General features: G+C 60.2%; 10 protein-coding genes. 4 read left to right on the top strand and 6 right to left on the bottom strand.

Annotated features, from left to right (window positions below):
• From TU81_RS00125 to TU81_RS00115, 3 genes are all read right to left on the bottom strand, one after another.
• Positions 1-3,774: a nitrate reductase subunit alpha gene (locus TU81_RS00125; protein WP_048392505.1), complete on the bottom strand. Its 3,774-nt coding sequence runs from the start codon at positions 3,772-3,774 to the stop codon at positions 1-3.
• A gap of 69 nt (positions 3,775-3,843) precedes the next feature.
• Positions 3,844-5,241, bottom strand: a complete 1,398-nt coding sequence (locus TU81_RS00120) for a NarK family nitrate/nitrite MFS transporter (RefSeq protein ID WP_048392503.1) — start codon at positions 5,239-5,241, stop codon at positions 3,844-3,846.
• Entirely contained in the window at positions 5,219-6,523 is a 1,305-nt protein-coding gene (locus TU81_RS00115; RefSeq protein WP_038982849.1) for an MFS transporter, read from the bottom strand. The genes TU81_RS00120 and TU81_RS00115 overlap by 23 nt, the downstream gene beginning before the upstream one ends.
• A 304-nt stretch (positions 6,524-6,827) precedes the next feature.
• Between TU81_RS00115 and TU81_RS00110 the strand changes: the two genes are divergently transcribed.
• The 4 genes from TU81_RS00110 (at position 6,828) to TU81_RS00095 (ending at position 10,508) form a co-directional block, all read left to right on the top strand.
• Complete coding sequence (locus tag TU81_RS00110; RefSeq protein WP_048392501.1) at positions 6,828-8,630, top strand: HAMP domain-containing protein; 1,803 nt, start codon at positions 6,828-6,830, stop codon at positions 8,628-8,630.
• Positions 8,627-9,274 (top strand): two-component system response regulator NarL, encoded by a 648-nt coding sequence (gene narL, locus TU81_RS00105; protein WP_048392499.1) that lies wholly within the window; start codon positions 8,627-8,629, stop codon positions 9,272-9,274. Before TU81_RS00110 ends, narL begins: the two co-directional genes overlap by 4 nt.
• 86 nt (positions 9,275-9,360) lie before the next feature.
• Positions 9,361-10,035, top strand: a complete 675-nt coding sequence (locus TU81_RS00100) for a Crp/Fnr family transcriptional regulator (protein WP_048392497.1) — start codon at positions 9,361-9,363, stop codon at positions 10,033-10,035.
• A gap of 74 nt (positions 10,036-10,109) precedes the next feature.
• Positions 10,110-10,508, top strand: a complete 399-nt coding sequence (locus tag TU81_RS00095) for a putative zinc-binding protein (protein ID WP_048392495.1) — start codon at positions 10,110-10,112, stop codon at positions 10,506-10,508.
• A gap of 857 nt (positions 10,509-11,365) precedes the next feature.
• Here the strand turns inward: TU81_RS00095 and ubiT are convergent.
• Genes ubiT through ubiU form a run of 3 tightly spaced genes read right to left on the bottom strand, consistent with a single transcriptional unit; the run spans position 11,366 to position 13,726 of the window.
• On the bottom strand, positions 11,366-11,836 hold the full coding sequence (gene ubiT / locus TU81_RS00090) for a ubiquinone anaerobic biosynthesis accessory factor UbiT (protein WP_030130728.1): 471 nt from the start codon (positions 11,834-11,836) through the stop codon (positions 11,366-11,368).
• Positions 11,830-12,720, bottom strand: coding sequence for a U32 family peptidase (locus tag TU81_RS00085; protein ID WP_048392493.1), 891 nt, complete (start codon positions 12,718-12,720; stop codon positions 11,830-11,832). Before TU81_RS00085 ends, ubiT begins: the two co-directional genes overlap by 7 nt.
• A 10-nt stretch (positions 12,721-12,730) precedes the next feature.
• On the bottom strand, positions 12,731-13,726 hold the full coding sequence (gene ubiU, locus TU81_RS00080) for a ubiquinone anaerobic biosynthesis protein UbiU (protein ID WP_048392491.1): 996 nt from the start codon (positions 13,724-13,726) through the stop codon (positions 12,731-12,733).
• Positions 13,727-13,847 lie beyond the last annotated feature (121 nt).

Here is a 13,847-nt window from a genome sequence, read left to right as displayed (position 1 = left end):
TCAGTTCTCCTCGATATCGGTCGGCAGCGGACGTGGCAGGTCATCGCCACTTGAACCATCGAGCCAGTCGACTTTGGACATTTTGCGCACCACGACGAATTCATCGCGGTTGCAACCGACCGTGCCGTAATAGTTGAAACCGTAGGCCTGCTGGGCATAGCCGCCGATCATGTGGGTCGGTTTGAGCACGACGCGGGTGACCGAGTTGTGGTGGCCGCCACGGGTCTTGGTGGTTTCCGAACCTGGCACGTTCACGATCCGTTCCTGTGCGTGATACATCATCACCATGCCGTCCTTGACGCGCTGGCTGACCACCGCCCGGGCGGTCAGTGCACCGTTGACGTTGAAGCACTCGATCCAGTCGTTGTCCTCGATACCGGCGCTTTTCGCGTCGTTCTCCGAGAGCCAGACAATCGGCCCGCCACGGCTGAGGGTGAGCATCAGCAGGTTGTCGCTGTAGGTGCTGTGGATGCCCCACTTCTGGTGCGGAGTGATCCAGTTCAGGACGATTTCCTTGTGGCCGTTGCTGCGCTTGCCTTTCACTCCTTCGATGGTGCGGGTGTTAACCGGCGGGCGATAACTCATCAGTTGCTCGCCGAACGCCTGCATCCACGGGTGATCCTGGTAGAACTGCTGGCGACCGGTGATGGTGCGCCATGGGATCCCTTCGTGAACGTTGGTGTAGCCGGCGTTGTAGCTGACGTGATCGTCTTCGAGACCCGACCAGGTCGGGCTGGAAATGATCTTGCGCGGCTGTGCCTGAATGTCGCGGAAACGAATCGCCTCGTGGGCCTTGGACAGCGCCAGGTGACTGTGGTCGATGCCGGTGAATTCCGACAACGCGGCCCAGGCCTTGACCGCCACTTGGCCATTGGTTTCCGGCGCCAGCGACAGAATCACTTCGGCGGCGTCGATGGCCGTGTCGATTTTCGGACGGCCGTGACTAATACCGGCATCGCCTTCTTTGTGATTGAGTTCACCGAGGAATTTCACTTCGTCTTCGGTGTTCCAGTTGATGCCTTTGCCGCCGTTGCCGTGTTTTTCCAGCAATGGCCCGAGGGACGAGAACTGTTTGTAGATGTTCGGGTAGTCACGCTCCACCACATGCAGGTTCGGTGCGTTTTTGCCCGGCACCGGTGCCACGCCGTCGCTTTTCCAGTCGGTGCCGCCAAACGGTTGGGCCAGTTCGCCGACGCTGTCGTGCATCAGCGGGATGGTCACCAGGTCCTTTTCAACGCCCAGATGCCCTTCGGACATGCTGGAAAACGCCTTGGCGATGCCTTTGTAGATTTCCCAGTCGGAACGCGATTCCCATGCCGGGTCGATGGCGGCCGACAACGGGTGAATGAACGGGTGCATGTCCGAGGTGTTCATGTCGTCTTTTTCATACCAGGTCGCGGTCGGCAAGACGATGTCGGAATAGACGCAGGTCGAGGACATGCGGAAGTCCAGCGTGGTGACCAGGTCGAGCTTGCCGATGGCGCCCTCGTCCACCCATTCGGCTTCTTCGGGTTTGCAATCGCCTACCTGGCCGATGTCTTCGTTCATCACCCCGTTTTTAGTGCCCAGCAGGTACTTGAGCATGTACTCGTGGCCCTTGCCCGAGGAGCCCAGCAGGTTGGAACGCCAGATGAACATGTTGCGCGGGAAGTTGACCGGGCTGTCCGGCTGTTCGCAGGAGAAGCGCAGCGAACCGTCCTGCAGCGACTTGACCACGTAGTCTTTCGGGTCCATGCCGGCCGCAGCTGCATCGCGGCAAATGTGCAAAGGGTTAGTGTTGAGTTGCGGTGCGCTGGGCAACCAGCCGGCGCGTTCGGCGCGGATGTTGTAGTCCAGGGCATGCTCGGGAAATTGTGATTTATCGGCCAGCGGCGAGAGCACGTCGTGCATGCTCATCTTCTCGTGGCGCCATTGCGAACTGTGGGCGTAGAAGAAGCTGGTGCCGTTCATTTGGCGAGGCGGACGGTTCCAGTCCAGGCCGAACGCCAGGGGCAGCCAGCCGCATTGCGGACGGAGTTTTTCCTGACCAACATAGTGCGCCCAACCGCCACCGGTCTGGCCGACACACCCGCAGAGCATGAGCATGTTGATCAGCCCGCGGTAGTTCATGTCCATGTGGTACCAGTGGTTCATCGCCGCGCCGACGATGATCATCGAGCGACCCTTGGTCTTGTCGGCGTTGTCGGCGAACTCACGGGCAATCTGGATCGCTTTCTCGCGGCTGACGCCGGTGATCTGCTCTTGCCAGGCCGGGGTGCCGGGCACGGAAGCGTCGTCGTAATCCTTGGCGACGTTTTCGCCACCGAGGCCGCGATCAATGGCCAGGTTGGCGGCCGACAGGTCGAACACGGTGGCGACTTTGGCCACGCTGCCGTCCGCCAGCACCACGTTATGCACCGGCACGCGGCGGTATTGCACGGCATCGCCGGCCACGTGCTGGAAGTGCTCGTGAGACTCACCGGCAAAATACGGGAACGCCACTTCGGCGACGTCATCGCCGATCAGGCTCAGTTTCAGATCGATCTCACGGCCTTCGCCGCCTTCACGGGGCAGGATGTTCCACTTGCCCTTCTCGCCCCAGCGATAACCGATGGAGCCCTGAGGGGACACCAGTTCGCCGCTGACATCGAGGGCGATGGTTTTCCATTCCGGGTTGTTTTCCTGGCCGAGGTTGTCGGTCAAGTCGCTGGCGCGCAGGAAGCGGTCCGGCTGGTAACCGGCGCCCGGTGCCTTGTCGACCATTTGCTTGAGCAGCACCAACACCGGCAGATCGGTGAAGCGCTTGGCGTAGTCAGTGAAATAGGCGCTCGGTTTGTCCAGGTGGAACTCTTTGAAGATCACATGATTGAACGCTTGGGCCAGCGCCGCATCGGTGCCCTGCTTAGGGTTCAGCCACAGGTCGGTGAGCTTGGCGACTTCCGAGTAGTCCGGAGTGATCGCGACAGTCTTGGTGCCTTTGTAACGGACTTCGGTGAAGAAGTGCGCGTCGGGAGTACGGGTCTGCGGGACGTTGGAGCCCCAGGCAATGATGTAGTTGGAGTTGTACCAGTCGGCCGATTCCGGCACGTCGGTCTGCTCGCCCCAGACCATCGGCGAGGCCGGTGGCAAGTCGCAGTACCAGTCGTAGAAACTCAGGCAGGCGCCGCCGATCAGCGACAGGTAACGCGAACCGGCCGCATAGCTGACCATCGACATGGCCGGAATCGGCGAGAAGCCGACGATCCGGTCCGGGCCGTATTGCTTGATGGTGTAGACGTTGGCCGCGGCAATGATCTCGTTGACTTCTTCCCAGTTGGAACGAATGAAGCCACCCATGCCGCGTTTGCTTTTATAGGAATCGGCCTTGACCTTGTCCTCGACGATGCTGGCCCAGGCTTCCACCGGCGCCATGGTTTGCCGCGCATCGCGCCAGAGCTTGAGCAACGGCTTGCGGATTTTCGGGTACTTGAGCCGGTTGGCGCTGTAGATGTACCAGCTGTAACTGGCACCACGCGGGCAGCCACGGGGCTCATGGTTCGGCAGGTCGTTACGGGTACGCGGGTAGTCGGTCTGCTGGGTTTCCCAGGTGATCAGGCCGTTCTTGACGTAGATCTTCCACGAACAGGAGCCGGTGCAGTTCACCCCGTGGGTGGAGCGCACGATCTTGTCGTACTGCCAGCGCGAACGGTAGACGTTCTCCCAGTCGCGAGACTCTTTGCGGGTCTCTCCATGACCGTCGGAAAACTCGTTTTGCTTACGGTTGAAAAACCGCAATTGATCCAGTAAATGACTCACGGTGTAGTCCTCTCAGGCTTTGTCGCGGAGTCTGTGCCCCGCCCACGCAATGGTTGAATTCGGGTCGTCTCAGCAGGGTGTTGCGGCGCCTTTGCGCGCGTACCACCACCAGGTCACCACGATGCAGCTCAGGTAAAAGCCGACGAACATGTAGAAGGCCATCTCCGGGCCGCCGGTCAGGGCCATCGAAGAGCCGAAGGATTTGGGAATGAAGAACGCACCGAAGGCGCCCATGGCCGAACTGAAGCCGAGCACTGCGGCCGACTCCTTGCCAGCGTTCTTCAGGGCCTGTTCGCGGATGGCCGGCGATTGCCCGGCCGAGGCTTTTTCATGCTGGGTGCGGAAGATCACCGGGATCATGCGGAAGGTAGAGCCGTTGCCCACACCAGTAGTGATGAACAGCAGCATGAACATGCCGAGGAAGCCGTAGAAGTTGCCGCCGGTACCGTTCTGCGGCAGGAAGTGCATCACGCCGAAGACCATCGCGATCATCGCCACGAAGTTCCACAAGGTCACTTTCGCGCCACCGAGCTTGTCGGCCAGCCAGCCACCCAATGGCCGTACCAGAGCGCCAACCAGTGGACCGAGAAAGGCAAACTTCAAGGCAATCACGTCAGGGAAGGAAGTTTTGATCAGCAGCGGAAACGCGGCGGAAAAACCGATGAACGAACCGAAGGTCGCCAGGTACAACCAGCACATCAGCCAGTTGTGTTTGCGCTTGAAGATTACCGCTTGCTCGCTGAACGAAGCCCGGGCACTGGACAGGTCATTCATGCCGAACCAGGCCAGCACCGTCACCAGGACAATGAAGGGCACCCAGATGAAACCGGCGTTCTGCAGCCACAACTGACCACCGTCCGGCAGTGCTTGCGGCGAGCCGCCCATGAAGCCGAACACCCCGAAAGTAATCACCAACGGCACACAGAACTGCATCACCGAAACGCCCAGGTTACCCAACCCGGCGTTGAGGCCCAGGGCTGTCCCCTGCTGCGACTTGGGATAGAAGAAGCTGATGTTGGACATGCTCGAGGCAAAGTTGCCGCCACCAAAACCGCAGAGCAAGGCAATCAACACGAACACGCTGTACGAGGTGCTCGGGTCCTGCACGGCGAAGCCCATCCAGATCGATGGCAACAGCAGCGACGCGGTGCTCAGGGCGGTCCAGCGACGGCCACCGAAGATCGGCACCATAAAGGAATAGAAGACGCGCAAGGTCGCGCCGGACAGCCCCGGCAACGCCGCCAGCCAGAACAGCTGGTCAGTGGTGAAGGTGAAGCCGATGGCGTTCAAACGCACGATCACCGTGCTCCAGACCATCCACACCGCAAAAGCCAACAACAGCGCAGGAATGGAAATCCACAAGTTGCGAGTGGCGGTCTGTTTGCCGCTACTTCCCCAGAACGCGGGGTCCTCGGGGCGCCAGTCATGAATGACCGGGCCTTTGTCAGGCTTTTGCAGAACGGACATGTTCTTCTCCTAGGGCAATGCTGGAAATCGGGGACGGGGTCAGCAGCGGCGCTTTACCCAGCACCGGGCTTTTGCGTATTTCGCTGAAGTACATCCAGGTGAGGGAGACCCAGACCACGCCGTACATCAACATGAAGCAGGAAGAGCGCACGCCGGTGAGGTCCACCAGGGCGCCGAACAGGATCGGCAGCACGAAGCCACCCAGGCCACCGGCGAGGCCGACGATGCCGGACACTGCGCCCATGTTTTTCGGGTAGTCATTGGCGATGTATTTGAAGACCGAGGCCTTGCCGAACGCGAAGGCGATGCCCATGACGAACAGCAGCACGGTGAACAACGCAGGGCTCAGGCCGATGTGGAAATCCACCGGGCCGTTGATGGTCTGCACTTGCAGTTGGGTCTGGGGATACGAGAGCAGGAACAAGCAGATCCAGCTGACCCACAACACCCACCAGGTCACGCTTTGCGCACCCCAGCGATCCGACATCCAGCCGCCGACGGCGCGCAGCACGCCACCAGGCAGGGAAAAACAGGCCGCCAGCAGCGCCGCGCTTTGCAGGCTGAAACCGTATTCCTGCACGTAGTACTTGGTCATCCACAGGGCCAGGGCGACGTAGCCGCCGAAGACGATCGAGTAGTACTGGCAGTAGCGCCACACCGCAGGGTCTTTCAGCGAGCGCAATTGCTCACGCAAGGTGGCGCCGGTGGCACTGTGGTGGTCCTTGTTTTCGGCGCTGAGAAACCAGAACAACAGCGCGGTAATAAACAGGATCGCGCTGAAGACTTTCGGCACCAGTTGCCAGCTGCCAGCTGCAATCAGTGCCGGGGCGAGAAACTTGGTCACCGCAGCCCCGGCGTTACCGGCGCCGAAGATACCCATGGCGAAGCCTTGATTCTCCTTGTCGAACCATTTGGCGACGTAGGCAATCCCCACCGAGAACGAGCCGCCGGCCAGGCCGACGAACAAGCCCAGCACCAGGAACTGCCAGTAGGCGGTGGCGTGACTGATCAAATACAGCGGCGCGACGCAGGCCAGCATCAGCAGGAAGAACACGCTGCGCCCGCCAAAACGGTCGGTCAGCAAACCCAGCGGCAAACGCACCAACGAACCGGTCAGCACCGGGGTCGCGGCCAGCAAGCCGAACTGGGTTTCGTTGAGCTGGAGCAGTTCCTTGATCGGTACCCCGAGCACGGCAAACATCATCCAGACCATGAAGCACACAGTGAAGGCCAGCGTGCTCATGCCCAGCACCAAGCCTTGTCGTACACGCGGTGGGTTCACAATGCTCTCCAGTCAGTTAGCCATGCCGGCAGACTAGAGAGGCCAACCCCGCAAAAACTTGATCCATGTCAACGAAGCCCATGGGGGCATAGGCCTATGCTTGTGCGGTCTACCTCTAAGGAGGTAGTTCAGGGAAACCTTAAAACCCTTTATTTATCAGGTACGTAAGGTTTTCCACCGTCGATTTGGCTGACAAGGAACAGTCGACAACTCTTTAGAGGTAGCGCGCCCGGGATCGGCGGCAAAACCCCACTCTGGTGCTGCACATGCTCTGTTTTCCTGAATTCTTCCGGGACCTGCGCCGATGATGCGCTGGTTGCGCAGCTCCCTGCCCGCTCGCGCCGGGCTGGCGGTGATCCTGATCGCCGTGCTGGCGCTCGCCAGTTCGTTGAGCGCCGGGCTGATCGCCTGGTTCAGCCAGGGCGATGCCGCCGCCATCAACACCGCAGGCTCGGTGCGCATGGAGACCTATCACCTGAGCTGGAAACTGGCCGCGGGGGCAACGCCCTCAGAAATCGCCGCTATCACCGACAGCCTGCAAACCCGTCTCACCAGCCAGTCACTCAAGGCCGTGCTGGAAGATGGCCCGACCGCCGCCCTGCAAGTCAGCTATGGGCAAATCCAGCAACAATGGAACGAGGATTTACGCCCGGCACTTGAGCGCGGTGATGCGGCAGCCTTTCAAGTCCAGGCTCATTCCTTCGTTGAGCAACTGAACCAGTTCGTCAATCTGTTGCAGCGTCAAAGTGAACAAAAGCAGGGCTGGCAACAGGCGATCCAGGGCATGGCCTTGTTCACCACCATGATTGTCCTGCTGATCGGGTTGTACGAGTTGCAGTACGGTGTCGTCACGCCCCTCAAGGAGTTGGTGGACGCAACCCAGCGCTTTCGTCGCGGCGACTTCAAGGTGCGGGTCAACCATCAGTCCCAGGACGAGCTGGGCCAGTTGGCCACCAGTTTCAACACCATGGCCGAAACGATCGAAGAGTCGCACCGCACTCTGGAAAGTCAGGTCCGGCAAAAAACCCTGAACCTGCAACAAGCCAATGCCGCCCTGGAGCTTCTGTATCAAAGCAGCCGAAGCCTGGCCACACGCCTGGCCAATGCCGAAGGCCTCGATGAATTGATTCGACGCTTCCAGCAACGCCTGCCCGGCTTGCGCCTGTCGCTGTGTCTGCAAGGCCAACTGCAGGCACCGGCCCAACAGCTACTGGCCCTGCATGGCGCGAATATCCGCGAAGTCTGCGCCAGTAGCGACTGCGCCACTTGCCAGAAGCACCATAAAGCCAATCCGCAAGCCTTCAGCATCAGCAACCAGGGCAGTGAACTGGGTGAGTTGAAGGCGCACTTTGTCGACGGGCATTCCATGCAAGCCTGGGAAACCCAACTGATCCAGGCCCTGGCCAACCTGATCGGCACCTCACTGTCGCTCAAGCGCCAACGGGAACAGGATCATCGCCTGCTGCTGCTCGAAGAACGCACGATCATCGCCCGCGAGCTGCACGATTCACTGGCCCAGGCGCTGTCCTACATGAAGCTGCAAGTCAGCCGCATGCAGACCCTGATGCGCCGTGGCGAACCGACCCAGACCCTGGAAACCGTCACCGCCGAGTTGCGCGAGGGACTGAACAATGCCTATCGCCAGTTACGCGAGTTGCTGACGACTTTTCGTTTGCAGATTCACGATGCGGGACTGGTGCAGGAACTCAAGGATACCGCCGAGGAATTTTCCCGCCGCGGGGAGTTTCAGGTGCACCTGCACGTCGACACGCTGGCCTTTCAGCTATCGGCCAGCGAACAAATCCACATTCTGCAGATCACCCGCGAGGCGCTCTCCAACTGCTTGCGCCACGCCCATGCGCAAAACGCCTGGCTACAACTGCGCCAAGACGGCGAGACAGTCAGGTTGTCGGTCGAAGACGACGGTCGCGGCTTCAGCGGCAACGTCGACCAACGCGAACACCACGGCCTGAACATCATGGATGAGCGGGCTCGCAGCTTGCACGGCCAGCTGCAGATCATCTCCAGGGAACCCCAAGGCACCCGTGTCCAACTGGAATTCCACCCGGAATTTCTCGGGCAGCAAACAGAAGGCAGCACCCCATGAACCCGTCCCCACAACACAGAATCCTGCTGGTAGACGACCACCCGATGATGCGTCACGGCATTCGTCAGATGCTCGAACTCGAAGATGATTTCCTGATCGTCGGCGAAGCCAGCCAGGGTGAAGAAGCACTCGGCCTGATTGAGCCGCTTCGACCGGATCTGGTCTTGCTCGACAACAACATGCCGCAAATGAATGGCATTGAAACCCTGCGCCGATTACGGGCAATGCACTACACCGGCAAAGTGCTGCTGTTCACCGTGTCGGACGCCGAAGACGATATTCGCGATGCACTGCGCCTGGATGCCGACGGTTATCTGCTGAAGGACATGGAACCCGAACTGTTGATCCAGTACATCCGCGATGCCTTGAACGGCGCCTTGGTGATTAGCCCCGGCCTGACTCAAGTCATGGCCCAGGCGCTGCGCTCGCCGCCGCGCCAGGCCGTGGTGGAATTGACCGAGCGTGAACGCCAAGTGTTGAAAACCATCGCCAGCGGCTTCAGCAACAAGGTCATCGGGCACAAGCTGGGCATCACCGAAGGGACGGTCAAGGTCCACGTGAAAAACCTGCTGCACAAACTCGGTTTGCGCTCGCGGGTAGAAGCGGCAGTGTGGGCCATGGAGCATCTGCGCAGTGCGGGCTGAGGGGCATGCCTCCTTGGAGGTAGGCCTGCAGAGGCATAGGTCATTTGGCCTGCGCTCTCTACTATGACGGTCAGCGGAGGTACGCCATGCTGACCCACCCTTCCATCGTTTTAACGTTGCGCCGTCATCATCTGTTCAGCCAGCTCCCGGAGAAAGTCTTCGAGGAAGTCTGCAGCCTGGCCATGCTCAAGCGCCTGGCCTGTCACAGCACCCTCATGCACCAAGGGGATCCGGCCAGGCGTTTTTTCCTGCTGGTCAGCGGCCAAGTCAAGCTGTACCGGCTCACCGGCGAAGGCCAGGAAAACCTGGTGGAGATCATCCAGCCCGGCCAGACCTTTGCCGAAGCCTTGCTGTTCAGCCAGACCCGTCTCTACCCGGTGAGCGCCACGGCCCTGAAGGACAGCGTGCTGGTGAGTATCGAGGGCAACCATTACCGCAATGCCCTGGAGGACCAGCCGAAAGTCTGTCTGGCGATCCTCGCGAGCATGAGCGTTCACCTGCACCTGCGTCTGCGTGACATCGATACCTTGACCATGGCCAGCGCGAGCCGTCGGGTGATCAATTTTCTGTTCCAGGAACGCCACCCGGTCACCGGTTTGATTGTCTTGCAGGTGTCCAAACGCCTGGTGGCGTCGAAGCTGGGGATTCAGCCGGAAACCTTCTCGCGGATTTTGCATCGACTGGTGGAGTGCGGCCTGATCGCCATGGAGCGTCGCCATATCAGCATTCTCGCTGAAGAGGAGCTGGCGGCTTTCCAATAGCCGGAATTGACCGTCATCAAGGCGCAATGCCATGCACCTTGCACACTGGCAGAGTCCACCCACGGAGAGTGCAAATGCCCCGTTCAACCCTGCCTTTGGTTTACTCCTGCTCAGGTTGCTCCAACGTCGCCCAACTGGCCAACACCCTGGCCGTGCGACTGGACCGCAGCGGCCTGGCTGAAATGTCCTGCATCGTCGGTGTTGGCGGGCATGTCGCGGCGCTGGTCAACAAGGCACGCTCGGGGCGCCGGATTTTCGCGCTGGATGGTTGCCCGTTGCAATGCGTTGAAAACTGCTTGAAGCAGCATGGGCTGCATGCTGATGTGCATCTGATTCTCAGCCATTACGGGCTGCGTAAACGCCAGGGTGAGGATTGCACGCAGGCGCAGAGTGATGAGCTGTTTGAAGGGATCAGGCAGTTGATTGCCAGTGATGCTCGCCAGCATGTAGGCCGGCAGGGAACGATGGCCTGAGGGCCAACGAAAATCCAAATGTGGGAGCGGGGTTGCTCGCGAAGGCGTCTGCTCGCTGGGCTGTTTTTTGGCTCAGTACATATCCATTTCTGTGGTATCGGCTTCTATTGGTTTCGCTTTTACAGCGAGTCACTTTCGAAAAGCGCGAAAGTAACCAAGGGGCGAGTACCGCAAAAGCACCGCGAGGCGGCCTACCGGCCGGCCTGCTTCCTCAACACCTGCGCGTACACCTGATCGTTCCCACGCTCCGCGTGGGAATGCATCCCGTGACGCTCCGCGTCACCAGTGCGCAGGACTCAAGTCTTGCGTCGCGAGCGGAACGCGGAGCGTCCCCGGCGGCATTCCCACGCAGAGCGTGGGAACGGCTCCTGTTGTTTTGTTTTGTTTTGTTTTGTTTTGTTTTGTTTTGCTTTGCTTTGCTTTGCTTTGCTTTGCTTTGCTTTGCTTTGCTTTGCTTTGGCTTTTGATGTTGATCTTGACCTGCCCCGTCGGAAGGCCGAGCGCAGGTTCTGCGCAGTGGGCACCGCGGCAAGGATGCCGCGGTAGCCGCCCCCGGCCATGGATGGCCGATGGCGGCGGGCCCACGGAGCAGGACCGGAGTGAGGGTACCCTGAGCCTAGGCGAAGGGCCGTACGTCAGGGGCGAAAGCGTTTTGGTTACTTTGGCGCTTTTCCAAAGTGACCCGCCGTAAGGGCGGAACCATAAGCCGCCGTTACGGCAGAAATGGATATGTACTCAGCCCTGGTGGTGGCACATTCAACATTGAAGTCGATTGTTCTACCGCTATCGCGGGCAAGCCCGCTCCCACAGGGTTATGCGTGGAGCACAAACATTGCGAACATTTTGATCTGTATTGGTCATCCCGCCGCCAACCCCTTCCCCGCCCGCTCCAGATTGCGCCACAACCAAACAGGCAACACATCAGGATCCAGACTGTCGATCAGATTCTTCAACGCCAACCCCAACTCCGTATCCCCCTCAATCACCAAACGCCGACGAAAAAACAGCGTATCCGGATCCTCCTGACGACTCGCCAGCAGCAAAAACTCCCGCCAGTTACCACTGATCGTCACATGCGCCGTAGCGTGCTCGGCAATCCGCAACCCTTTACCACTGAGCGTCAGATACCAGGACAAGCCCAAATCCGGAATCCGCAAACACAACCAACGCCCTCGCAGCACTTCAAACTCACCATCACGCAACGGCCCGGCGAGGCAACGATTCAGCGCCTGCTGCAACGCCAGACGCTGCACGGCAAAAGGCACCCGGCGCACCAGCGGCAACAACCGATCGGCACCTTTCAACAGCCACTTTTTTCGATTCAACACAGACCGACCTCCTCGACACGCAGCATGCCGGCCTGGCCATGCCAATAACCATTGCACCCTTCGACGAACAACGGCGGTGTCTCGCCCAGCCGAACCCGCTGATAGGCAGCGACCACTTCGGCCATGCCCTGAGCACGAGGGCTCAAGCGCAACAGATCGGCACCGCAGGCCACTAGCCCGGAGTAGTCGGCCAGCAGATTAGTCACCTCGGCCGACATCGTTTGAATACCGTTGATGGTAAACAGCGCCTGCCCTTCCTGGCTGGTCAGCGCCAAGCCGTCGGGGTAGTTGATGCAGCAAAACTGGCAGTCATCCTTGGGCCGGTTTTCCGCCCGAGCCGTAAAGCAGCGGGCGGAATAGGCCAACGGCAAATGCCCATAGGCAAAGATTTCAACTTCCGGCACTGCATGGCCCAGTTCGCGTACCTGTTCGATCACATCACCAATCAGCGCCGCCGAACATTCCACCGGCGGCACCCAACGGGTCATTCCGCAGTCCAGAAGCTGCACGAGCGTATGACCGTTGTACAGATTGAGTGCCGGCCCGCCCACGAACGGCAACTTGCGCTCGGCCAGGAATTGCACCGCGCCCATGTCGTTGGCTTCCACCAGCAATTGGCCGTTGTCGCACAACCTGCGCAGGCTGGAGAGTTCGGACGCCGCTTCGATCAGCGTCAAGCTGGAAAGCACCAGTTGGGCCTGGCTGCACTCCTGCAACTCACGGCCCAAACCCAGCCATTGATCCAGCGAAAAAGCCCGACGTTTCGAGCACACGGTTTCCCCCAGGTAAATCACATCCAGGGGCAAGGCCGACATCTCGGCGTAAAAGTTGCCGAGTTGCTCTTTGTCCCAATAAAACAGGACCGGTCCCAGGCTGAGTTTCATATCGAATCCCTCATTGCCATGATCGATGATAAGCACCCAGAGTGGTCTGGCTGCCTTCGGACAAACCGGCCAGCACCTGACGCCATTCCTCCTTGACCCGAAAACTGCCCGGCGCGCCACGATGGGCGTCCAGTGCCGCGCGCCAGACGCGGGTGACTTGTTCGACATAGGCCGGGCTGCGTTGGCGGCCCTCGATTTTCACCGCTTCGACGCCGATGGCCGTCAGTTCCGGCAGCAAGTCCAGGGTGTCGAGACTGGTGGGCTCCTCCAGCGCATGAAAGCGTTTGCCGCCGACCAGGAAACGGCCCTTGCACAAGGTCGGGTAACCGGCCGGTTCGTCAGGGGTGTAGCGATCGATCAGCACTTCGCTGAGCCGTGCGTTCAAGCCTTCGGCGTCTTCGCTCCAGCGCACCGCCTTGGCCGGCGAACAGACACCGCACAGGTTCGGCGACTCGCCGGTAATGTAGGAAGACAGATGGCAACGCCCTTCGGCCATGATGCACAAGCTGCCGAAGCCAAACACTTCGATGGGCACCGGGCTGCTGGCAGCGACCTGACGTACTTGCGCCAACGACAACACTCGCGGCAGCACCGCGCGGCGAATGCCGTAGCGCTGCGCATAAAATTCCAGCGCGGCGGCATGGGTCGCCGAGCCCTGGACCGACAGGTGCAACGCCAGTTTCGGGTGACGCTGACTGGCGTAGTTGAGCACCCCGGGGTCGGCGGCGATAAGCGCATCCACACCGAAATCGGCGGCACGATCCACCGCCCGCTGCCAGCGCTCCCAGCCCTTGGGCTGCGGGTACGTGTTGACCGCGACGTAGAGTTTGCGTTGATGCTGACGAATGTGGGCGACCGCGGCGTCGAACTGTTTGTCGTCCATGTTCAGCCCCGCGAAATGCCGGGCATTGGTGTCATCGCGAAAGCCGACATAGACGGCATCGGCGCCTTGGCGCACCGCCGCTTTAAGCGCAGGCAGGTTCCCTGCCGGGCAGACCAGTTGCATGGGTAATCCTCATGAAAAAACGCATCCGGGCCATCGCCTGATGCCCATGACTCGAGGGTCCGGGGCGATCGAAAAAGGCGCTGCCAGTCTAGCGAGACCGGCAGGCACGGCCTTGACGGCA

It is taken from the genome of Pseudomonas lini (assembly GCF_001042905.1).
GTDB lineage: Bacteria > Pseudomonadota > Gammaproteobacteria > Pseudomonadales > Pseudomonadaceae > Aquipseudomonas > Aquipseudomonas lini.
This window is presented reverse-complemented; position numbering and strand designations above follow the sequence as displayed.